Source organism: Arthrobacter sp. P4_H3 (genome assembly GCF_056400885.1).
In genome coordinates this window covers 90,810-113,313 of sequence record NZ_JBFUKK010000011.1, presented here as the reverse complement: position 1 = coordinate 113,313, position 22,504 = coordinate 90,810, and the positions used below count along the sequence as shown (strand labels likewise).

21 protein-coding genes are annotated in these 22,504 nt (G+C 66.5%); 15 read left to right on the top strand and 6 right to left on the bottom strand.

The window, feature by feature from the left end; genetic code table 11:
* The first annotated feature begins 129 nt into the window (after nt 1-129).
* From AC1DRE_RS15685 to AC1DRE_RS15670, 4 genes are all read left to right on the top strand, one after another.
* Nucleotides 130-717 (top strand): hypothetical protein, encoded by a 588-nt coding sequence (locus tag AC1DRE_RS15685; protein WP_476985454.1) that lies wholly within the window; start codon nt 130-132, stop codon nt 715-717.
* Nucleotides 718-1,158: 441 nt separating this feature from the next.
* Entirely contained in the window at nt 1,159-2,970 is a 1,812-nt protein-coding gene (locus AC1DRE_RS15680; RefSeq protein ID WP_476985453.1) for a proline--tRNA ligase, read from the top strand.
* Between the two features lie 18 nt (nt 2,971-2,988).
* Nucleotides 2,989-3,783, top strand: a complete 795-nt coding sequence (locus tag AC1DRE_RS15675) for a TSUP family transporter (protein ID WP_476985452.1) — start codon at nt 2,989-2,991, stop codon at nt 3,781-3,783.
* Between the two features lie 87 nt (nt 3,784-3,870).
* Nucleotides 3,871-5,283: a pyridoxal phosphate-dependent decarboxylase family protein gene (locus AC1DRE_RS15670; RefSeq protein ID WP_476985451.1), complete on the top strand. Its 1,413-nt coding sequence runs from the start codon at nt 3,871-3,873 to the stop codon at nt 5,281-5,283.
* Here the strand turns inward: AC1DRE_RS15670 and AC1DRE_RS15665 are convergent.
* From AC1DRE_RS15665 to AC1DRE_RS15655, 3 genes are all read right to left on the bottom strand, one after another.
* The gene (locus AC1DRE_RS15665; protein WP_476985450.1) at nt 5,280-6,362 is read right to left on the bottom strand and encodes an aminoglycoside phosphotransferase family protein; all 1,083 of its coding nucleotides are present in this window, start codon (nt 6,360-6,362) and stop codon (nt 5,280-5,282) included. The genes AC1DRE_RS15670 and AC1DRE_RS15665 overlap by 4 nt on opposite strands.
* A 41-nt stretch (nt 6,363-6,403) precedes the next feature.
* Nucleotides 6,404-7,132 (bottom strand): VIT1/CCC1 transporter family protein, encoded by a 729-nt coding sequence (locus tag AC1DRE_RS15660; RefSeq protein ID WP_476985449.1) that lies wholly within the window; start codon nt 7,130-7,132, stop codon nt 6,404-6,406.
* 81 nt (nt 7,133-7,213) lie between these two features.
* Nucleotides 7,214-8,380 carry a ferritin-like domain-containing protein gene (locus tag AC1DRE_RS15655; RefSeq protein WP_476985448.1) on the bottom strand — a complete coding sequence of 389 codons (1,167 nt, stop codon included), beginning with the start codon at nt 8,378-8,380 and terminating at the stop codon, nt 7,214-7,216.
* An 87-nt stretch (nt 8,381-8,467) separates the two neighbouring features.
* Between AC1DRE_RS15655 and rimP the strand changes: the two genes are divergently transcribed.
* From rimP to rbfA, 5 genes are all read left to right on the top strand, one after another.
* On the top strand, nt 8,468-9,085 hold the full coding sequence (gene rimP / locus AC1DRE_RS15650; RefSeq protein ID WP_476985447.1) for a ribosome maturation factor RimP: 618 nt from the start codon (nt 8,468-8,470) through the stop codon (nt 9,083-9,085).
* Nucleotides 9,085-10,065: a transcription termination factor NusA gene (gene nusA / locus AC1DRE_RS15645; RefSeq protein ID WP_104172507.1), complete on the top strand. Its 981-nt coding sequence runs from the start codon at nt 9,085-9,087 to the stop codon at nt 10,063-10,065. Before rimP ends, nusA begins: the two co-directional genes overlap by 1 nt.
* Before the next feature lie 178 nt (nt 10,066-10,243).
* Nucleotides 10,244-10,645, top strand: coding sequence for a YlxR family protein (locus AC1DRE_RS15640; protein ID WP_476985446.1), 402 nt, complete (start codon nt 10,244-10,246; stop codon nt 10,643-10,645).
* 152 nt (nt 10,646-10,797) lie between these two features.
* Nucleotides 10,798-13,701 (top strand): translation initiation factor IF-2, encoded by a 2,904-nt coding sequence (infB, locus tag AC1DRE_RS15635; protein WP_476985445.1) that lies wholly within the window; start codon nt 10,798-10,800, stop codon nt 13,699-13,701.
* Nucleotides 13,702-13,946: 245 nt separating this feature from the next.
* Entirely contained in the window at nt 13,947-14,456 is a 510-nt protein-coding gene (rbfA, locus tag AC1DRE_RS15630; RefSeq protein ID WP_476985444.1) for a 30S ribosome-binding factor RbfA, read from the top strand.
* A 76-nt stretch (nt 14,457-14,532) separates the two neighbouring features.
* Here the strand turns inward: rbfA and AC1DRE_RS15625 are convergent, their stop codons facing one another.
* Nucleotides 14,533-15,645, bottom strand: a complete 1,113-nt coding sequence (locus AC1DRE_RS15625) for a ScyD/ScyE family protein (protein WP_476985443.1) — start codon at nt 15,643-15,645, stop codon at nt 14,533-14,535.
* Between the two features lie 185 nt (nt 15,646-15,830).
* On the opposite strand from AC1DRE_RS15625, the gene AC1DRE_RS15620 reads away from it, so the two are divergent.
* Together AC1DRE_RS15620 and trxA are read left to right on the top strand one after the other, a co-directional pair.
* Nucleotides 15,831-16,316: a nucleoside deaminase gene (locus AC1DRE_RS15620; RefSeq protein ID WP_476985442.1), complete on the top strand. Its 486-nt coding sequence runs from the start codon at nt 15,831-15,833 to the stop codon at nt 16,314-16,316.
* Nucleotides 16,317-16,402: 86 nt separating this feature from the next.
* Nucleotides 16,403-16,876 carry a thioredoxin gene (trxA, locus tag AC1DRE_RS15615; protein WP_476985441.1) on the top strand — a complete coding sequence of 158 codons (474 nt, stop codon included), beginning with the start codon at nt 16,403-16,405 and terminating at the stop codon, nt 16,874-16,876.
* Between the two features lie 51 nt (nt 16,877-16,927).
* Here trxA and AC1DRE_RS15610 read toward each other — a convergent pair whose 3' ends face one another.
* Nucleotides 16,928-17,137, bottom strand: a complete 210-nt coding sequence (locus AC1DRE_RS15610; RefSeq protein WP_476985440.1) for a hypothetical protein — start codon at nt 17,135-17,137, stop codon at nt 16,928-16,930.
* 140 nt (nt 17,138-17,277) lie between these two features.
* Nucleotides 17,278-18,429: a pyridoxal phosphate-dependent aminotransferase gene (locus tag AC1DRE_RS15605; RefSeq protein WP_476985439.1), complete on the bottom strand. Its 1,152-nt coding sequence runs from the start codon at nt 18,427-18,429 to the stop codon at nt 17,278-17,280.
* 172 nt (nt 18,430-18,601) lie between these two features.
* On the opposite strand from AC1DRE_RS15605, the gene truB reads away from it, so the two are divergent.
* From truB to AC1DRE_RS15585, 4 genes are read left to right on the top strand one after another with little or no spacing between them, the layout of a single operon-like run.
* A complete protein-coding gene (truB, locus tag AC1DRE_RS15600; protein WP_476985438.1) occupies nt 18,602-19,522 on the top strand; it encodes a tRNA pseudouridine(55) synthase TruB in 921 nt (306 codons plus the stop codon).
* Between the two features lies 1 nt (nt 19,523).
* Nucleotides 19,524-19,877 (top strand): hypothetical protein, encoded by a 354-nt coding sequence (locus AC1DRE_RS15595; RefSeq protein WP_214953279.1) that lies wholly within the window; start codon nt 19,524-19,526, stop codon nt 19,875-19,877.
* A gap of 15 nt (nt 19,878-19,892) precedes the next feature.
* Nucleotides 19,893-20,351 carry a hypothetical protein gene (locus AC1DRE_RS15590; RefSeq protein ID WP_364120593.1) on the top strand — a complete coding sequence of 153 codons (459 nt, stop codon included), beginning with the start codon at nt 19,893-19,895 and terminating at the stop codon, nt 20,349-20,351.
* A gap of 41 nt (nt 20,352-20,392) precedes the next feature.
* The gene (locus AC1DRE_RS15585; RefSeq protein ID WP_476985437.1) at nt 20,393-22,321 is read left to right on the top strand and encodes an HNH endonuclease signature motif containing protein; all 1,929 of its coding nucleotides are present in this window, start codon (nt 20,393-20,395) and stop codon (nt 22,319-22,321) included.
* Nucleotides 22,322-22,504 lie beyond the last annotated feature (183 nt).

The following is a 22,504-nucleotide window of genomic DNA, read 5'->3' as shown; positions in this document are numbered from 1 at the left end:
GCCCTCCTAGTGCTCGCTCTGACAGGCTGTGGCGGACCCGCCAAGTCGCCGGACACAGGGGGCGGTGCAGCCCCGGAAACCTCCGCCACAACAACTCCAAGCCCCACGCCGACGGAAGACGCCTTCAAGATGCTGACTTCCGATGAGCTCGCGGAGATCGCCGGAGGAGTTAAGGACGCGGACAGCGTCGCTTTGGCCGTGATGCCCGCGGACAAGGTCTCCCAGGCATTGGACCAGATGATGTCCCTCATGACCGAGGTCCAGGTGGAACCTGCCGAGTGCAATTCCATCGCCACAGGCACGGCGCTGAAGCCGGACAGCAGCACCACCATGGCCATCGGCGCGTCCACGTCCTCCAACGCCGAGCTGACCCAGACGCTCTCCCTTCTCTCCGGCGTGGACAAGGAAAAGCTGGACGAGACGCTTTCCGCGCGCAGCAAGGAGATTGCAGACTGCGGAAACCTCAGCATGAAAATCGGCGAAATGTCCGTGACAGCAACCACCACCGGGCTTGACAGTGGGGCTGAAACCCCCGGCGCCATCGCCATGCGAACGGACGTCACATTGCCCACTGGTACCACGCAAAGCACGGTGATGACCTTCGCGGTCAAGGGCGGAGTCCTGATTGCGGCACAGGCGTCAGGCACCGGCGTGACCTCTGCCGACCTGGCCTCGGCCGAGGAACTCCTGGACCAGGCTGCCGCCCTCATTGACTAGCGGGCCGTCTTCCACGGACACCTGGTGTAACCCCAAGTCAACTGCAGAAAACTGCGTGACGACTCTTGTAATGGTGCCGTGGATCACATAGGTTCTAGCTAGCCGCGCCGATGGGGTGCGTGCGGTCTCAGAGGGGAATCAGTAATTGGCACTGAGCGTTGACCTTCCCAGCCAGGCACGCCCAGCGCTTCCTCCGGACTTGACGGTCTGACGGGCCGTAAGAGCCACGCCAAAACAGGATGACCAGCCGGCAACGGCCAGGGGCTTCCTCTTAGTTCTGGCGTGGCTCTTCCCCGTTAAGCGGGGCCGCAGCAACGGGCAGAGCCAGCGGCTGGCTTCGGGTGACCGGACACTCGCCGCGTCACGGTAGATTAGTAACCAGACAGATCTGCCCCAGCCCGTCATCTGAACAGGCACCTCCCAAGAAACGGATTCCTACCCGTGGTCCTTCGACTTTCCAAGCTGTTCCTGCGCACCCTGCGCGAAGATCCCGCCGACGCCGAGGTGGCGAGCCACCGGCTCCTGGTGCGTGCCGGATACATCCGCAGGGCCGCGCCGGGCATCTACACCTGGTTGCCGCTGGGCCTGAGCGTCCTGCGCAAGGTGGAGCAGGTCATTCGCGAGGAAATGGCGGCCATCGGCGCCCAGGAAGTCCACTTCCCGGCGCTCCTGCCCAAGGAGCCCTACGAGGCCACCAACCGCTGGACGGAGTACGGCGAGGGCATCTTCCGGCTGAAGGACCGCAAGGGCGGGGACTACCTCCTGGCTCCCACGCACGAGGAAATGTTCACGCTCCTGGTCAAGGACCTGTACTCCTCGTACAAGGACCTTCCGCTGAGCATCTACCAGATCCAGAACAAGTACCGCGATGAGGCACGGCCCCGCGCTGGCCTGCTGCGCGGCCGCGAGTTCATCATGAAGGACTCCTACTCCTTCGACGTCGACGACGCCGGCCTGGACGCCAGCTACAACGCGCACCGCGCCGCCTACCTGAAGATCTTCGAGCGCCTCGGCCTCGAAGTTGTCCCGGTGGCCGCCACTGCCGGTGCCATGGGCGGCTCCCGGAGCGAGGAGTTCCTGCACCCCACCGAGATCGGTGAGGACACGTTCGTGCGCTCGGCCGGCGGCTACGCGGCCAATGTGGAAGCCGTAACCACCGTGGTCCCCGCCGAGATCGACTACACCAACGCTCCGGCTGCGGACATCCGGGACACCCCGAACACTCCCACCATCGAAACGCTCGTGGACGCCGCCAACCAGCTGGTGCCGCGCGGGGAGAACGACGGCGGCGCCTGGACGGCCGCGGACACGCTGAAGAACGTTGTCCTCGCCGTCACCCTGCCCACCGGGGAACGCCAGATCGTAGTCATCGGCGTGCCCGGTGACCGCGGCGTGGACCTGAAGCGTGTTGAGGCCAACATCGGCACGTACCTGCCGGTCGCCGGCGAGATCACCGTGGAGGCCGCAGGCGAGGAAGACCTCGCCCGCAACCCGCTCATCGTTCGGGGATACCTCGGCCCGGGGATGACTCTTGGCACGCCCCTCCTTGGCCTGGAAGGCGCCGCGAAGCTCCTGTACCTGGTGGATCCCCGCGTGGTCAGCGGCACCACCTGGGTGACCGGGGCCAACATGGCCGGAAAGCACGTCTTCGGTCTCGTCGCCGGCCGCGACTTCGGCTGGGACGGCGTGATCGAGTGCACCGAGGTCCGCGCCGGTGACGAAGCGCCGGACGGTTCCGGTCCGCTCGAGACCAAACGCGGCATCGAGATGGGCCACATCTTCGCGCTCGGCCGCAAGTACGCCGAAGCCCTTGAACTGAAGGTCCTGGACCAGAACGGCAAGCAGGTTGTGGTTACCATGGGTTCCTACGGCGTTGGCGTGACCCGTGCTGTCGCGGCCCTGGCTGAATCCAACCACGACGCCAAGGGCCTGATCTGGCCGCGGGCAGTGGCACCGGCTGATGTCCACGTCGTCGCTGTCGGCAGGGGCGAGGAGATCTTCGCCGCCGCAGAGCAGCTCGCCCTTGAGCTTGAAGCGAATGGACTTGAGGTCATTTACGACGACCGTCCCAAGGTTTCCCCCGGCGTGAAGTTCGGCGACGCCGAGCTCATCGGCGTGCCGACCATCCTCGCCGTGGGCAAGGGGCTCGTGGACGGCGTCGTGGAGATCAAGGACCGCCGCAGCGGCGAGGCGGAGAACGTGGCTGTGGACAAGGCGGTTGACTATGTGGTCAATGCCGTCCGCAGCAAGTAACTCACCGCAGTCGAAGGAGTGATCTCGGGATTCGAGTCGCTGGAGCCCGCCACGCTGATCCTTATCGTCGTGGCGGGTTTCGCCGCAGGGTGGATTGACGCCGTGGTGGGCGGCGGAGGTCTCATCCAGCTCCCCGCGCTGCTGCTGGTGCCGGGCATCAGCCCGGTCCAGGCGCTTGCCACCAACAAGATGGGTTCCATCTTCGGGACCACCACCAGCGCTGTGACGTTTTACCGCCGCGTCGGGCCGGACCTGCGGACGGCCATCCCCATGGCGGTCATAGCGCTGGCCGGGAGCTTCGGTGGTGCTGTGCTGGCCGCCACCCTGCCCGCCAGCGTCTTCAAACCCATCATCGTGGCGGCGCTGATCGCCGTCGCGCTCTTCACGGCCTTCAAACCGAACATCGGCGACCTGACCGCGCTCCGCCACGACGGCAGGACGCACTACGTGGTGGCCTGCCTCATCGGCGCGGCCATCGGTTTCTACGACGGCCTGATCGGACCCGGAACGGGCTCGTTCCTGATCATCGCCCTGGTCTCCGCGATGGGGTATGCGTTCCTCGAGGCCAGCGCCAAGGCCAAGATCGTGAACATGGCCACCAATGCCGGCGCCCTGATCTTCTTCCTGCCCCACGGCTCGCTGCTGTGGGGCGTGGGGCTCGTGCTGGGGCTTGCCAACATGGCCGGCGGCTACCTCGGTGCCCGGACCGCGGTGAAGCAGGGCAGCACCTTCATCCGCAACGTCTTCCTCGCCGTCGTGGGCGCACTGATCATCAAGCTGGGCTACGACATCTGGCAGGACACCTTCGCCTAGCCTCCATCCGATCCGGCAACCCGGCGGGGTCCGGATACCATGCGGAAGACCCTCCCGGACGGGCGTGACCCGGCGTAGCATGCTCCTATGTCAACAGGGGACGAACCCTTCCGGGACGCCTTGGACGCAGCAGCCGGGCATGCCCGTGAATGGCTGGAAAGCCAGCCGACCCGCCACGTAGGGCCCCGGTCCACGGCAGGGGAGCTGGAGGCCGTCTTCGGGGGCCCAATGCCCGCGGGCGGCCTCCCTGCGGGCGAAGTGATCGACTTCCTCGCGACCAAGGCTGAACCGGGCCTTATGGCCATGCCCTCGGGGCGCTTCTTCGGCTGGGTCATCGGGGGTACGCTGCCCGCCGCACTGGCCGCGGACTGGCTGGTCAGCGCCTGGGACCAGAATTCGTTCCTGCGGGCTGCCACGCCAGCCACCGCGGTCATCGAGGCGGCCGCCGGGCATTGGTTCCTGGACCTGCTGGGCTTGCCGGAAGAGGCCGACGTCGGCTTCGTCACCGGAGCGACAATGGCCAACTTCGCCGGGTTGTCCGCAGCCCGCTGGCGCGTCCTGGAGCAAGCCGGCTGGGACGTGAACGCCGACGGGTTGACCGGCGCTCCCGCCATCCGCTGCTTCGTGGGCCAGGAACGCCATGACTCGATCGATCTCGCACTGCGGTATCTCGGCATGGGACGTCCCATCGTGGTGCCCTCGGACCCGCAGGGCCGCATTGATGCCGCGGAGCTGGACTGTGCCCTTGACCGTGCGCTGGCCGCTGCCGATGGATCGGCCCCGGCCCCGCTGCTGGTCTGCCTACAGGCCGGGAACGTGCATTCCGGAGCTTTCGATCCGTTCCTCCAGGCGGTCACCGTCGCGAAAGCGCATGGAGCCTGGGTGCACGTGGATGGCGCCTTCGGACTCTGGGCGGCCGCGGTACCTGAACTCGCCGCCCTGACCGCCGGGCTCCACCTGGCTGACTCGTGGGCCACCGATGCGCACAAGACCCTCAACGTGCCCTACGACTGCGGCATCGTCGCCGTGCGGGACACTGAAGCCCTGCACGCCGCGATGAGCGTCAACCCCAGCTACATGATCCGCGACGCGGCTGCGGCCGCGGACCCGTTCCAGCTCGTCCCGGAGCTGTCCCGCCGGGCCCGCGGCGTTCCCGTGTGGGCGGCGCTGAAGTCCCTCGGCCGGAACGGAGTGGCCGCGCAGGTGCGCAACCTGGTCAGCCGTGCCTCGCAACTGGCGCACCAGCTGTCGGGGCTGGACGGCGTCGAAGTGCTCAACGACGTCGAATACACGCAGGTCTCGCTGGCTTTCGGTGATGACGCCACAACGCGGGCCGTGACGGCACGGATCATTGCGGACGGGCTGGTGTGGATGTCGGGGTCCCGCTGGCAGGGACGGGATGTGCTGCGGATTTCGGTGAGCAACTGGACCACGGACGACGGCGACGTCGAGACAGCCGTCGACGCGGTGCGGAAGGCCTTGGCAGCGGTCCGCGGCTAGGAAACGGCCAGCCCCACGGCTTCTCCCGGGGCGGGGAGGTCGTGTGCCGCGGGGAGCCCTGCCAGGGTCCGTCCCGCGAGCGTGCTTGCCACCCACAGGGACCGTGCGAGGTCACCGCCATGGTGGGGCCGGGAGGCGTACGAGAGGGCATTTTCAACTTCGCGGGCCAGGCTCCACTGCCGGGCCACTTCGGCATCCAGCCCGGCAGCCGCGCTGAAGTCCCGGCATCTGTCCAAGAGTCCCTGCCGGGGATCCGTTCGGGGAAGGTCCCGGATGCGGTTCCAGAGGAGCGGGGCCACGGCGAACTCAGCCTCGCCAATCATCGGCTGAGGGTCTATGGCGGCAAAACCGTTGGAACGGCCGTTGGCGCCGGTGCCGGCAATATCTGCGCCGGCAGCGGCCGGTGGCAGCGACTGGTCCTTGGGCCGGGCCAGGATGTTCAGGTAGTGGAAGTCGGTGTTGACCAGCACGTCGGTCCCGGCACGGCGGCCCACGGCTCCGCGCGTCTGGCAGACCTCCAGGGCGGCCTCCAGCAGCCACCGCGGAAAGGGGCGGCCCAGCTGTTCCCAGTCCGCCGGAAGGTCATCGCTCCACTGTTCGGCGCGCGCCGCCACGTGGTCGAACTCCTGCCACTCCGGGCGGTGGTCCGGCGCCAGGCTCAACTGCCGCGTCAGCCCGCCCCAGACCTCCACGGCCGCTTCCAGCGGAACCTCCTGGAGTGAGCGGCCGGCGTCGAGCCGCTCCAGCAGCATCGAACACGTTCCCGCGTCGGACTCAAGCAGCCGGACCGCCCCGTGGCCGTCCCAGAGCCGCAGGGCGAAACGCTCAACCCGGGCTTCGTCGTGGGGGTAGGCAACCTTCAGCGCAGCAGGGACACCTTCCCGCGTTACCGGGACCACCACACCGCCGTGGCCGTTCCACGGCAGCTGGCCGGGCTTGAGGTCGACCTCAAGTCCCCAGCGCTCCAGGCGTCCGCAAATCAACCCATGCAGGGCAGCAAGCCAGGCACGCCCCGCGCTGCTTCCGCTGTAGCGGCGGCTGAGGTCGGGCGGGATCGGGACTACTGCTGGGCTGCTCATCAACTCCAGACTAGTTGAGGCACGGGCTTCCGGCGCGGACGTCAGACGATGCCGGTGGCGCCCAGGAGATTGCCAATGGCGAATGTCGCAGCGAGCGCCAGTGCGCCGCCGATCACCACCCGAACGGCCGCCGTTGTCTTGGAGCTGCCGCCAATCCAGGCGCCAACGGAACCCGTCGCGGCCAGTGCCACCAGAACGGCAGCGAACGTCAGCGGGACCCGGATGTTCTCGGGCGGCAGGAGGATGGCCAGCATGGGCAGGACGGCTCCCGCGACAAAGGCGATTGCCGAGGCGAATGCGGCATGCCAGGGGCTGACGATGTCCTCCTGGTCGATGTTGAGTTCAGCCGACAGATGGGCGGAGAGAGCGTCATGTGCCGTGAGCTCCCTTGCCACTGCCTGGGCGGTGTCCGGGCTCAGCCCCTTGCTTTGATAGATGGCCGCCAGCTCGGCCAGCTCCTCTTCGGGCTCTTCTTCAAGCTCGCGACGTTCTTTTTCGATCAGTGCCTTTTGACTGTCGCTCTGGCTGCTGACGGAAACGTATTCACCCAGTGCCATCGAAATTGCGCCGCCCACTACGCCCGCCGCACCCGCGACGAGGATCGGGCCGGTCTGGCTGGTGGCACCGGCCACGCCCACCACGATCGCGGCCACGGAAACGATCCCGTCATTGGCCCCGAGTACACCGGCGCGCAGCCAGTTCAGCCGGTGGGCGACGTCATTGCCATGCGGCTCGTTCTCGTGCAGCGCAGGTGTTCCGGGGGTGTCCATGACTACAGCAAACCACCAGTGCCCGGGAGCGTGCCAGTAATACGGGGCTAAGGAAGGCTAGGCATACTTTGCGGCACCGGCTCAGGGTGTTCCGGGGGACTCTGTTCCCGGGGATTGGGGCGCCGGGCTGGCGTCCGGCAGTTCAGGGAGCTGCGCCGTGTCCACCACGATGCCCGGCAGGGGACCGGAGTCGGCGCCCCAGAGCGCCGCACGGCGTGCAGCGGCCAGGAGGCCTGAAATGGCCCAGTGCCGGGTACTGCCGTCGCTCAATGCCACCAGGTCCCCGTAAACCGGCAGGGTTCCTGCTTCGAGGCTGCCCAGGCCGGCCGCCGGCGCTTCGAGGAACAGCGGGCCCAGGGTGTAGCCCGCTTCCCGTGCCGGAATGTCCACGCACTGTGCCCGGCTCAGGGCTTCGGCCTCGGTAAGGACCGATTCATGCCGTGCCAGCAGCTGGGCCGCAGAGCCGGCGGCCGTGCCTTCGAGGCGGGCGAGCGCCACCTGGTAGCCGTAAACGGTTTCGGCCTCGGTCTTGACTGTCATCGCAAGGGCGGTTGCCGGAGTTGCTGTTCCTTCACCCGCTCCGGAAGGGGTGGGGACCGGCGGGCATGAGCCTGCCGGTGCTGCCGACGACGCCGGTGGCGTTGCCGGTCCTGGCAGGGCAGGCATATCCGGTGCTGCTGCCCCCAGAGCCGTGGCCAGCGAAGACGCCTGAAGCAGCTGGGCGGTACCGACGGCGGCAAGCAGCCGTGCCATCCCGCCGTCGGACTCTTCCGCATCCGAGAGGCGCTGCCCGCCGCTCGCGGACAGCGCCGTGATGAGCGCAGCGGGTGAGTCCAGCGGTGCGGCCTGCCCGCTCGAGGGAGCGGGGGTACCGGACGCGGTGGCTGCAGGGGTGCCGACGGCAGGGCCCGTGGCTGACGGCGAAGGACCTTGATCGGGCCCGGTCAGCGCCTTTGCCTGCGTTGTCAGCAATGTCACAGCGCGCAGCAGGCCTTGGCGTTCGGCGCCGGAAACAGCGTCGGCAAGTTTGCTGCCGGCGAGGCGCAGCTGCATCGTTTCGGCAAGGGCCGCGGCCCGTGCCCGTTCGGAAAAGGGCGGTTCCGGCGCCTGCGGGGGCGGCCCCGGAGTCAGCGCCAGCCCAAGGCTGATGACCAGCACTGCCAATGACGCCAGGATGCCGTACCGGAAATATCGGCCCGGCCGTCGATTTTCCTTGGTGTCGTCTTTCACAACAGACCATGTTGTCATGCCCGGCAGCAGGCGAGTGCACCATGGCGCCCATAAAATCGCTACGCTAGTACACACAACATCATCTAGCGGGAGGCGGCCGGCATCGTGAGTAATGCAGAAGCCACGACTTCATCAGACCGGACCGGGACGGGAAAGGCTGGGGCCGAATCCGTGCACAACCCGGAGGCAGAGCGCGTCCGGGCGCTGATGGAACCCACGGTCCAGGCAAACCGGCTCTACCTGGAGGACGTTGCCATCAGCATCCAGGGTTCGCACCGGGTGGTCCACGTAGTGGTGGACCTGCCGCAGGAGGAAACCGGCGGGGTAAGCCTTGACGTCATCGCGGAGATCTCCAAGGAGCTCTCCGGCATCCTGGACAGCGACCCCAACTACGACAGCCGCCCCTACGACCTCGAGGTTTCCTCGCCAGGCGTCGGACGGCCCCTGACCGAACCGCGCCACTGGCACCGTGCCCGCGGACGCATGGTCAAGGTGAATGTCATCCAGGGGGAGAACCTGACCGGCAGGATCCAGTCCGTTGACGACGACGGCGTGACCCTGGTTCCAGAGATCGCGGCAAAAAAGGGAATGAAGCCCAAGCAGGGCGAGCCCGAGAAAATTCCTTTCGACAGGATCCGTAATGGAAAAGTCGAGATAGAGTTCAGCCACCTCGACGAGGTCGGTCTGGAAGACGAACACAATGGACCTTCTGAGGAGGCCTGATGGATATTGACATGAGCGCACTGAGACTTCTGGAGCGTGAGCGTGAAATTCCGCTGGACCTCCTGATCCCCACCATTGAGCAGGCACTGCTGGTGGCTTACCACAAGTCTCCGGGAGCCTTCGAAAAGGCCCGCGCAGAGCTCGACCGCAAGAGCGGCCACGTGACCATTTGGGCAACCGAAATCGACGACGACGGTGCCCCCATCGGTGAGTTCGAGGACACACCGGCCGGCTTTGGCCGCATCGCTGCCAGCACCGCCCGCCAGATCATCCTGCAACGCCTGCGCGACGTCGAGGACGACAACGTCCTGGGCGAGTTCAAGGGCCGCGAGGGCGAGCTCGTTGCGGGCACCATCCAGCAGGGCAACAACCCGCACATGATCCAGGTCAACCTGGGAACGGTGGAGGCGCTGCTGCCCCCGCCCGAGCAGGTACCCGGCGAGAAGTACATTCACGGCAACAGGCTGCGCGCCTTCGTGATCGACGTTCACCGCGGCACCAAGGGCCCGTCCATCACGCTGTCCCGTTCGCACCCCGGCCTGGTCCGGAAGCTTTTCGAACTGGAAGTTCCGGAGATCGCCGACCGCTCCGTGGAAATCGTGGCGCTGGCCCGCGAGGCCGGACACCGCACCAAGATCGCCGTCAAGGCAAACATCCCCGGCATCAACGCCAAGGGTGCGTGCATCGGTGAAATGGGTTCACGCGTCCGGGCAGTCATGACTGAGCTCAACGACGAAAAGATCGACATCGTCGATTTCAGCGAGGACCCGGCGGCCTTCATCGCCAGCGCCTTGTCGCCGTCGAGGGTGAATTCCGTCACCATCACCGATGAGGCAACGCGTTCCGCACGTGTTGTGGTGCCGGACTACCAGCTGTCGCTTGCCATCGGCAAGGAGGGCCAGAACGCCCGCCTGGCTGCCAAGCTCACCGGCTGGCGCATCGACATCGTCTCCGACGCCGCGGTTCCGCGCGAAAACTAAGCCGCTTTGGCGGAGGGCCCCTCGGGCGGCTCCCCGGAGGGCCCCTCGGATTGTCCCGCCCGGTTTCGACCCGTCGTTTCGGGGCCGGGGCACCTGAGGGGCTAGAATAGACATGACCGCGCCTGATGGCCGGTATTCGTGCGCCTTGAGCGTGCCCGCAAATCTGCGTTCATTATGAATGCGGCTGACGCAGGCGGGCTCGGGGCAGCAGATATGTACGGGCAGGAAGATACTCACCGTGGCACTAGTGCAACACCCTGAGAATCAGCCGCAGCGTACCTGCATCGGATGCCGGAAGAAGGGCGCACGGTCTGAGTTACTCCGGCTCGTCGCCGAAGGCAGCGGTTCCACCGCTGTCATCGTTGACGAACGACGCCGGATGGCTGGCCGGGGTGCATGGCTGCACTCCAGCGAAACGTGCCTGGCGCTGGCAATCAAGCGGCGTGCGTTCGGACGTGCCCTCCCGGGCACAACCGGAACTGCCGCCGTCGAACGCCGGATAACGGCGGGCACGCATGCCGTGGACACTCCGGTGGCTGCAGCAACAACCGTCCAACCTGAAAGCGGGTCAGAAAACTGATGGAAACCCGATGAGTTCCCAGCGATGAGTGCGCAACGATGACAACTTTGTTGCGCTCTGCAATGGGCCTTTCAGCTGCTATCGCGGCGAAGGTCCGCAGTAAGAAGTAGACGGTTCGTGCCTGGCTCGGTGCGGACCGAGACAGGAGAAATGTGGCCAAGGTCCGCGTACATGAGCTTGCTAAAGAGCTCGGTATTACTTCCAAAGATGCAGTAACCAAACTGCAGGAACTGGGCGAATTCGTTCGCTCTGCCTCTTCAACCATTGAGGCCCCCGTTGTGAGGAAACTCCGCAACGCCTACCCCGCCGCCGGCGCTTCGAAGTCCGAAGCTCCCGCTGCAGCGCCCAAGGCGCCCGTCAGCCCCTCGGCTTCCCGTCCGGCGCCCGCGCCGGGACCGGCAGCTCCCAAGGCTCCGGAACCCAAAGCTGAAGCTCCGGCTGCAGCCCCCGCCCCGGCCGCTCCGTCAGTTGCGGCTCCGGCAGCACCCGCTGCTGCAGCGTCTGCGCCTGCGGCGCCCGCTCCGGCTGCACCGTCCACCGGTGCCAAGCCCGGCGCACGCCCGGCCCCCAAGGCTGAAGCTCCGGCAGCATCGTCCCGCTCCGGCGGACAGGGCAGTTCAGCACCCCGTCCGGGCGGTCCCCGTCCCGGCAACAACCCCTTCGCCACGTCCCAGGGCATGCCCCGCGGCCGCGGCGGCGACAACGAACGTCCGCCGCGTCCGGGTAACAACCCGTTCGCTCCTTCCCAGGGCATGCCCCGTCCGGGCGGAAACCGCACTGAGGGCGAACGCCCCGGCGGCCCGCGTCCGGCAGCCGGCGCCGGGGGTCCCCGTCCGGGTGCTCCCCGTCCCGCTGGCGCACAGGGTGCACGTCCGGGCGCTCCGCGTCCGGCCGGCGCTGCAGGTGCACGTCCCGGTGCAGGCGGCGGAAACCGTCCTACTCCCGGCATGATGCCTAACCGCACCGAACGTCCCGCACCCGCTGGTGCAGGCCGTCCCGGCGGCGGAGGCCGCGGTCCCGGACGCCCAGGCGGGGCACCGGGTACCGGTGGCGCTCCGGGTGCCGGTGGCGGTGCTCCGGCCGGCGGTGGCTTCGGCAAGGGCGGCCGCGGTCGCGGTGGTACCCAGGGTGCCTTCGGTAAGGGCGGCGCAGGCCGTGGCAAGCAGCGCAAGTCGAAGCGTGCCAAGCGCCAGGAACTCGAGCAGATGAGTGCTCCGTCGCTGGGTGGCGTAAGTGTGCCCCGCGGCGACGGCAACACCGTTGTCCGGCTCCGTCGCGGCTCGTCCATCACGGACTTCGCCGACAAGATCGAGGCGAACCCCGCTGCACTGGTGACCGTGCTCTTCCACCTCGGCGAAATGGCCACGGCCACGCAGTCGCTGGATGAAGAGACCTTCGCCTTGCTGGGCGAGGAGCTTGGCTACAAGCTCCAGGTCGTGTCCCCGGAAGACGAGGAGCGCGAGCTGCTCTCCGGTTTCGATATCGACTTTGATGCCGAGCTGGAAGCCGAAGGCGACGAGGAACTCGAGGCACGTCCTCCGGTTGTCACCGTCATGGGTCACGTTGACCACGGTAAGACCCGCCTGCTGGACGCTATCCGTAACTCCGACGTTGTCGCGGGTGAACACGGCGGCATCACGCAGCACATCGGTGCTTACCAGATCACCACCGACCACGAAGGCATCGAACGCAAGATCACCTTCATCGATACTCCGGGCCACGAGGCGTTCACCGCCATGCGTGCCCGTGGTGCGAAGGTCACCGACATCGCCATCCTGGTGGTCGCAGCGGACGACGGCGTTATGCCGCAGACCGTTGAGGCCCTCAACCACGCACAGGCGGCCAACGTGCCGATCGTCGTGGCCGTGAACAAGATCGACAAGGAAGGCGCCAACCCGGAAAAGGTCCGCGGCCAGCTGACCGAGTACGGACTGGTTCCGGAAGAGTACGGTGGCGACACCATGTTCGTGGAGGTCTCTGCCCGCCAGAACCTCAACATCGACGAGCTGCTCGAGGCTGTCCTGCTGACCGCAGACGCAGCCCTGGACATGCGCGCCAACCCGAACAAGGACGCCCGCGGTATCGCGATTGAAGCCAACCTGGACAAGGGCCGCGGTGCGGTTGCTACCGTCCTGGTTCAGTCCGGAACGCTGAAGGTCGGCGACACCATCGTGGCAGGCACGGCCCACGGCCGCGTCCGTGCGATGTTCGACGACGACGGCAGCGTCCTGACCGAGGCCGGCCCGTCCCGCCCCGTGCAGGTGCTGGGTCTGTCCAACGTCCCGCGTGCAGGTGACACCTTCTTTGTGACCGCTGACGAGCGCACCGCCCGCCAGATCGCCGAGAAGCGTGAAGCAGCGGACCGCAACGCCGCCCTGGCCAAGCGCCGCAAGCGCATCAGCCTGGAAGACTTCGACCAGGCCGTCGCCGATGGCAAGATCGACACCCTCAACCTCATCCTCAAGGGTGATGTGTCCGGTGCCGTGGAAGCCCTCGAAGACGCGCTGCTCAAGATCGATGTCGGCGAAGGCGTCCAGCTCCGCGTTATCCACCGCGGTGTCGGTGCGATCACGCAGAACGACGTCAACCTGGCAACGGTCGACAGCGCCGTTATCATCGGCTTCAACGTCAAGCCCGCCGAGCGTGTTGCCGAACTGGCAGACCGCGAAGGCGTGGACATGCGCTTCTACTCCGTCATCTACGCAGCAATCGATGACATTGAGATGGCCCTCAAGGGCATGCTCAAGCCGGAGTACGAAGAAGTCCAGCTTGGCACCGCCGAGGTCCGCGAAGTGTTCCGTTCTTCCAAGTTCGGCAACATTGCCGGTTCCATCGTTCGCTCGGGTGTTATCCGACGCAACACGAAGGCCCGCATCAGCCGCGACGGCAAGATCATCGGTGACAACCTCACCGTTGAGACGCTCAAGCGCTTCAAGGATGACGCAACCGAGGTCCGCACGGACTTCGAGTGTGGTATCGGTCTTGGCTCGTTCAACGACATCACCGAAGGCGACATCATCGAGACCTTCGAGATGCGCGAGAAGCCGCGCGTCTAAGGTTCGTTGCTTTCGCTGGTGGGGCCGCTGGGATTTTCCGGCGGCCCCGCCCCTTCGCTGGGCGGCATGGGATCTGCGATCCCTTGCCGCCCAGCTCCGGAAGGCCCGATGCCACTCCCAGGCCGCCGGAAAAATCCCAACGGCGTCCGTCGTAGACTCGCCTTAGGTGCGTGGCATCAAAAACCCAACAGTTGTGCGGGCACCGTTCCGGCGCCGTCGTACATCCAAATATTTTAGGAGTGGAAATGGCTGATCCGGCACGCGCTGCCAAGTTGGCGCAGCGGATTAAGGTTGTTGTTGCAGAGGCTTTGGGCCGGAAGGTCAAGGATCCCCGGCTTGAGGGGATTACCGTCACCGATGCCCGTGTGACCAATGATCTGCAGCACGCCACGATCTACTACACCGTGTTCGGGGACCAGGTTGTCCAGGCGGATGCCGCCAAGGGCCTGGAGAAGGCCAAGGGCGTCCTCCGGCAGGAAGTCGGCCGCAACATCACTGTTCGGCTGACCCCCACCCTGGAGTTCGTGGCCGACCAGATTCCCGTCAACGCGTCCAACCTTGAGGAACTGCTCCGCGCAGCCAAGAAACGCGACGCTGAGGTGGCTGCCCTGGCTGCAGGCGCCAAGCATGCCGGCGACGCAGATCCCTACAAGAGCGACATTCCCGAGGACGTGGAAATCGACGAGGACGACTTCGACGAAGAGGATGACGACCTCCTTGACGACGAAGAAATCGACGAAGACGGCAACAAATAAGCACAGCAACAAATAGAGCAGCAACAGTGTGGCCGGACCCGCGAAGGGGCCGGCCACACTTGTGTGTTAAATCCGGTCAGTGGCGGGAATGCCCGTCCAGGTCCACGGAGACCAGGCGTCCGTTCGGAGGTTGGTCCGCTGCCGGCAGGGCATCCACAGTGGCATAGAGCGTCGAGTCCTCAAAGGCAACGTCCGCCGTGAGGACGCCGGCCAGCACCGTCCTTTGCCTGCTGTCGCCGTCGATCCTGAGCACGCCCTCGCCGAACAGGGACGCGACGTAAACGTCGCCGTCGTCGTCCAATGCCAGCCCGGTGGGTGACATGACCCCGTCAGCAAAGAGCCTGACCCGGCCGTTGTCCGGATTGACCCGGTACACGGCACCGCGGGCACCGAGTGCGGGATCCTCCGGTCCGCCGGGGAGCACGGACACGTACAGCCAGCCGTCGGGACCCATCGCGACGTCCGTGGGGACGGGTTCAAAGGCATAGGTTCGGCCCACAACGCAGTCGGGGAGCTTCAGGGTCGACGCCACCTCTGCCGTGATCCGGTAGGGCTGCGACGGAAGTACCGCTACCGTTTCTGTTTGACCCGACCGAATGTCCACGGACACCACGCTGTTGGCGCCGGCATCGGCAACGTAAATTGTGCGGCCGTCGACGGCAATCCCGTACGGGTGGGAGTCGACGTCACCGGTATATGCAGCCGGCACCTCGGGCGGCAGTTGTGCCAGGCACGCGTCCGGAAGGTCCTTGAAACCGTAGTGTTCGCCGCCATCGGCGTTCTCTTCCGTCTCCAGTGCAGCAAAATCGCCGAACGTGCGTTGCGTGCCGTCCTCTTGGATGGACCGGATGTGACCGGCAAGGGGGCGGTCATCAAAGGGACCGGCGCCCTGACTTTCGGCAAAATAGGTGGTTCCGCGGCGTTCGCCGCTACCGGCGACATCCCAGGCGGGGTCCGAATAGAGCACCGACTTGGCGCCGTCCGAGCCGATCCGGGTCAGCCGGCCGGCGAATGACTCGCTGACCGTGACGGAACTGTCGGGGCCGGCGCTGGCATGGAGCGGGCCGACGAGCCCGTCTGCAAGGGTGACCGGTTCGCCCTGCGGCGGGGCTGCGACGCCTGCTGAGCCGGTTGCCAGGAAAACCGCGGCGGTCACAGCAGCCGCGGCAAGCGAAACGTGCTTTCTCATGGTGGTCTCCAAATGGCCAATGATGATTACCGGGAATCATTGAGACCACGTATTCGGCTTACGGGAAAGACCGCCGCCCCCACTGGGCACATTCTATTTCTTCGCCTCCGGGTAAGTCGATGGATCCGGCAAACTGCAGCCGCCTTCTTCACGTGAAGCGGGGGATAGCTGGCTATGATCGGAGCATGGACGCCCAACCTTCAGCCGCTGACATCCAGGAGTTCCTTGGCCAGGCCGTTGACCTGGCCGTTCAGAATGTGGCCGAAGGCGGTGGGCCGTTTGGTGCACTAGTGGTCACTGCAGACGGGAATCTCCATTTCGGCGTCAACAGGGTGACGCGCGACAACGACCCCACGGCCCACGCCGAGGTTGTGGCCATCCGGACAGCAGCGGCCGCGTCCGGGACCTTCGACCTGAGCGGCGCCGTGCTCTATGCGAGCTGTGAGCCGTGTCCGTTGTGCCTGGCCTCGGCGTTGTGGGCGCGGATCGGGCGTGTGTATTTTGCCGCGGACAGGCACGGGGCAGCGGCCGCCGGGTTCGACGACGCCTTGTTCTACGAGTTTTTTGAGGGCACCCGGCCGGAACTGATGCCGGTCCGCCAGACCGATATTCCGACGTCGAACGTTCCGTTCGACGCGTGGCGAGACAACCCGGACCGCACCGAATACTGAGCTCCGGTCGCAGAGTGGACCGGACTGCCGGGCCTGCGGGACCTTCGACTCTATGCGGCCCCGGCAGCCGGGCGTGCGATTAACCTATGGCTTCAGGTGCGACTGGAAGGCAGCGGAGAGCAGTGGAACCGAGACTCATCAGGTGTCCCGGCTGCGGTAAGACGAACAGGATCCCCGCAGCGGCTCCCGGCCGTCCCCGCTGTGGCAACTGCAGCCATGACTTGCCGTGGATCGTTGACGCCGGGGACTTGGACTTCAAGCACATCGCGGAGGAGTCAACGGTGCCTGCCCTGATCGACTTCTGGGCGGAATGGTGCGGCCCCTGCCGCCTGGTCAGCCCCGTCCTGGACCAGTTGGCCACCGAGAAAGCGGGCCGCATCAAGCTGGTGAAAGTGGATGTGGACCACGCTCCCGGGCTCTCAGCGAGGTTTGCGGTGCAGGCGATCCCCACGCTGATGGTGATTGTCGGCGGAATAGTGATTGCCCGGCAGGCGGGTGCCGCACCCGCGGTGACCCTGAGGACATGGCTGGAACACGCGCTGTCCTCGAGCCTGAGCTGAGCTACCGCTGAGTTACCGCGGCTGAGGCCCCGTGCTTGGCTGGGCGCCGCGCTACGTACGCCGGGAACGCCGGCCGCGCGTACCCAGTCCTCCGAGCAACGGTGATCCCATGCCCAGCAGGAAGCCGAAGTCATACCAGTTGCCGGCCCGGCCGGTGTTGTAGAAGGGGAACTCCGCCCAGGCGCCGAACACATGGGCAATTAGCACTACCCACGCCGTAATACCGTTCCAGAAGCCCCACAGCAGGTCCTGCCACCACATGATCTTCCTCTCCGGAGCTGCCCCTCTGGACAGGCTAGGGGACGACTGGCAACTGCACTAGGGGCTCTGTGCCCCACTTGGGACGTTGTTTCTTCAGCCGGGGTGCATCAGGTTCGGGAGGCAGTTCCTCGAGGGGAGGATCAGCTTCGCGACGGGAGGCGGCCCAGGCCTTCCACGAGGTCTGCCTGGGCGGCGCACAGCGCAATCCGGATCCAGCCTTCGCCGATGGAACCGAAGGCCGTTCCCGGGGCGAAGGACACCCCGGATTCGGCCAGAAACGTCCGGACCCAGGACCGCACGTCGCCGCTGACGTGTGAAACATCGGCCCACAGGTAAAAGGCACCCTGTGCGGAGAGGAAGGGGATGCCTTTGGATTCCAGCACCGCAGAAGCCGAGTCCCGGTTTGCCCGGTAGTGGGCATGCGCGTGGCTGACGTAGTCCTGAGGGCCCGTCAGGGCGGCTATCGCGGCGTATTGGGACGGGGACGCGACGCAGGAAACAATCGACTCCATCACGTTGTTCATTTTCCGCTCCAGCCCGGGAGGGCACACCAGCGCGCCGATCCGCAGCCCCGTCAGGCCGTAAGTCTTGGAGAGCGTCAGGGACGTAAAGACCCTTGCCTCCCCAGGGACATCACTGTCGAAGCGGGCGGGGCTGACGTGGGGAACATCGTAGGTGAACGCCTCGTAGCATTCGTCGGAGATGATCCACAGGTCATGGCGCTGAGCCAGCTCCACCAGGCGGCGGGTCAGGTCTTCGCCCAGGACCGCGCCCAGGGGATTGGACGGCGAATTCAGGATCAGCACCCGGGTCCGCGGCGTGATGAGTGCCTCGATGTCCTCGATCCTCGGCTGGAAGTCGTGCTCCGGGTACAGCGGGTATCCCACGGGAACCGCGTGCAGCAGACGGCTGGTCATCGCAAACGTCGGGTACCCGGGGTTGGGGATCAGGATTTCGTCGCCGGGGGAGAGCAGCAGGCTCATGGCGAAGTGGAGGCCCTGCTGGGCGCCCTCCACGATGTAGACCCGCTCGGAACCGATGTCAACGCCATTGTGCTCACGGAACCTGGCAGCGAAGGCCTCGCGGAGGGCGGGGATTCCGGCATTCGGCGTGTAGTTGGTTTCGTCGCGGTCCAGGCAGGCCATCCCGGCCTCAAGGACGTGGCGGGGGAGGGCGAAGCCCGGTTCTCCGATGCTCAGCACAATGGCGCCGGGGGTGGCCCACGCGGCCTCGGTGATCTCGCGGATCTGGTTGACGGGAACATCGCGGACATGTGCGGCAAGCTCGGGCATGTCTGCCATCCTAACCGCCCGTCGTCGGGCGCTTGCCGCCCAACCGGCCGCCCGCCGTCGTACCGGCCGCCCGCCGTCGTACTAACCGCCCGTCGTCGGCCGCCCGCCGTCGTACTGGCCGCCCGCCGTCGGGCGGAAAGGGAGAGCCGCCGGCGCGGATATACTGGGAGGCGTGCTTTCTGGACTGGTAATAGTGGACAAGCCGCAAGGATGGACCAGCCACGATGTGGTTGGACGGATGCGGCGGCTGGCCGGTACCCGGAAAGTGGGGCACGCCGGAACGCTGGATCCCATGGCCACGGGTGTGCTCGTCCTGGGGATAAACAAGGCCACGCGGCTCCTGACATACATCGTTGGCACATCCAAGACATACACGGCCACCATCCGCCTCGGCGAGTCCACCGTGACGGACGACGCCGAGGGCGAGGTGGTCAGCACCCAATCTGCCGCCGCAGTCACCGAGGAAGCCATTCGGACCGGCGTTGCGGCACTCACCGGCGAAATCCAACAGGTTCCCAGCAGCGTCAGCGCCATCAAAGTCAACGGCGAGCGAGCGTATGCCCGCGTCCGGTCCGGGGAAGACGTCAAGCTCGCCGCGCGACCGGTCACCATCCACCGCTTCGATGTCCACTCCGTCCGTCCGGAGCGTGACGGGGAAATCCTCGACGTGGACGTCACCGTGGAATGCTCTTCCGGAACCTATATCCGTGCCCTGGCGCGGGACCTCGGCGAAGCGCTGGGTACGGGCGGCCACCTGACCGCCCTTCGCCGGACCCAGGTTGGGCCGTACACCCTTGACCAGGCCCGGACCTTGGAGCAGCTTGCCGAGGAACTCGAAGTGCTGGAGATGTCCCTGGCCGCGCGGGCGCTCATGCCCAACCGCGAGCTCAGCGAGGATGAAGCCACCGAAATTTCCTTCGGCCGGCGAATCGCCGCAGGTGTGCCTGCCGGGACGCCGGAAGCCGCCACTGCGGACAAACCTGCCGCAGGGTTCGCTCCGGACGGCTCGCTGGTGGCCCTGCTCGCCGATGCCGGAAGCTACGCAAAGCCGGTGCTGGTGTTTGCCCCGAGCAACGAACAGCAGGCCAAGTAGCTTGGACGCGTACTTTTACATCATCCTGGCCGTCGGGTTGCTTTCCACGATCATCTGCACCGCAGCGGGGATCATGAAGAAGGCTCCGAACGATGCGACCATCCTGTCCGTCGCCGCTGTGGAACTCGCACTGCTGGTTTACCTGGTGGGTTCGATCGTCCGCGTGGCTTCGGGGGAGCAGATCGCCGGCGAAGCGTGGGAGTTCTGGGGTTACCTTGTGACTGCGCTGATTCTTCCGGTGGGCGCCGTGTACTGGTCCATCCTGGAGCGCACCCGGTGGAGCAACTTTGTCCTGGCTGCCGTCGGGGTTACCGCCCTTGTTATGGCCGCCCGCATGAACCAGATCTGGTACTGAGTGGAAGAAGCAGACGTGACTCCGCAAACCCCCGTCAACAAAGCCGAGAACGCGACCTCGGAGGCCCAGCCCAAGGACACCCGGAATACCGGGCCCGGGCGCCTGCTGATCGCGGTCTACGCCGTTTTTGCCATCTCCGCCACGGCACGGGCCGGCTACCAGATCCTCACCAAGTTCTCTGAAGCCCCGTTGGCGTACCTGCTCTCCGCCTTCGCGGCGCTCGTTTACGTCGTGGCGACGGTTTCGCTGGCGAAGGCGGGACGGACCTGGTTCAAGGTCTCCGTGGCTGCGGTCCTTGTGGAATTGGTGGGCGTGCTGGTGGTCGGGGCGCTAAGTATCTTCGACTCCGTCAACTTCCCGCATGAAACCGTGTGGTCCCTGTTCGGCCGCGGCTACGCTTTTATCCCGCTCCTGCTTCCCATACTGGGGCTTGTGTGGCTGTACCGGCGGCGTCCGGCCCCGAAGTTGGGCTGACACGCTCCGAAATTGTCACACCCTCACGGCAGACTTAGTCCATGGAAGCCATGGGGGATTCTGCATCAGGAGGGGCGTTGCGGTGGGCCGAGCTGCCCACTGATGCTGCTGCTGTTCAGCTTCCTGTTGTGCCTCCGGCTGCTCGCGGGCGGGGCCTGCGCAGCGTCCCCGCGGCACTCCAGCATCCGGACAGTTTAGCGTCCGACGGCGGCGGGTCCGTTGACCTGGCGCGGTGCCTTGAGCTGCTCAGGACCTTGAGTTCGACGGCGGTCTACGACGCCGCGCTGCTCGGCTTCCGCGGAGCCGCGGACTTCGCCGACAAGGTCGAGGAAATCTCCCGGGCCGTCGAGTACCTGCAGATCGTGTCGGCCGGGGCCGTGGACCGGACCCGGCAGGCAGCCGCAGCGGCTGCGCGCTCAGCCGCAGTCGGCTCAGGATCGGCCGGCTGGGGATCAGCCGGCCCGGGCTCTGGTACGGCGGTCTCCGGCGCGGGGGTGGGCTGGGTGACCGGCTGGGGCACCGATACGGCCGCAGCGGGTCATGACGCGCCACCGGCGCCGAACCCCACCGGGCCTGACCCGGCTGATGACGGGTCCCGGAACGCGGCCGAGTTCCTCCGCGCCAGGCTGCGGATCAGCATTGCCGAAGCGCGGCGCCGGATCAGCCTCGCGTCCGCGGTGCTGCCCAGGCCAGGGTTTGCAGGCCAYACGGAGCCGGCGGAGCGGCCCGAACTCGGAGCCGCCGTCGCCGCCGGGACCGTCGCGTCCCGGCCCGCGACCATCATCACCCTGGCCTTGGACCGGGTCCGGCACCACGCGACCGGGGACACCACGGCCCGGATGGAACACGCCCTGACCCGTACCGCAGCCGARTACGACAYGGATTTCSTGACCCGGGTCGCCCGSCGCTGGACCGACGCGATCGACCAGGACGGKTCSGARCCTTCCGAGGAAGAACTCCGCSGCCGCCAGGGCGTSTTCCTCCGGCAGGCCCGCCGCGGCCTGCAGCACATCGAAATCTTCGCGACCCCGGACCAATGCGAACCCCTCCTGACCGTGATGAACACCGCCACCAACCCCCGCACCCAGGCCGGTACTACCGAGGACCGCGACGGTACGGACAGTTACGCCGGCAACAACGCGGACAGTGCAGCGGATAGCGGCGACGGGACCGGCTGCGGCGGGGCAGACGGCACCCTGGACAGCGGCGACGGGACCGGCGGCGCAGCTGATGCCGATCTGGACCGGCGGACCCGGCAGCAGCGGCTCCTGGACGGCCTCGTCGGTGCCTGCAAAACAGCCCTCACCACCGGAACCCTCCCGGCCACGGGAGGACTCCGCCCGCAGGTGATGGTCACCATCGACTACCGCGACCTCCTGGACCGCCTCGAACACACCACCAACCAGGGACCCCGCTACCGCACCCGGACCGCGGCCACGGGCACGGCCGCTGGCACTGGCGCCGGCACTGCTGGGCCGGCCGGAACCTGGGACACGGACCACGCCAGCGACACCACCCTCAGCTCCGGAAGCACCGGCAGGCTCCCCGGCACCGGGTCGTTCACGTTCACCGGCCCGGTCCCGGCGTCCACGGTCCGGAAGATCGCCTGTGATGCGGACATCATCCCCGTCCTGCTCGGCAGCCAAGGCCGCATCCTGGACATCGGCCGCACCACCAGGATCTTCCCGCCCCACATCCGCAAAGCCATCACCGCCCGCGACCAAGGCTGCGCCTTCCCCGGCTGCACCATCCCCGCCCCCTGGTGCGAAGCCCACCACATCACCTACTGGTCACACGGCGGACCCACCGACACAGACAACGGAACCCTGCTCTGCTCCCATCACCACCACCTCATCCACAAAGAACAATGGACCATCCAGGTCAAAACCGGGGTCCCGTGGTTCATCCCGCCACCCCACATCGACCCACGCCAACGGCCTCAACGGAACAGCTACTTCAGGCTCGAATGATGCTGCCTCGGATCCGATGGCTAGCGGAACTTGGCGAACATCCTCAGCGGCTCGGGGCTGAAGTCGGGGGTGCTATCGTGACAAATCGCCGGTGCGCAGTGTTCAGCGGTTCCACAAAAGTGCCGGGCAAAACAGGGGAGCACAACGTGAAAGAGGCAGCAGCCGAACACTACGGCGCAGTAG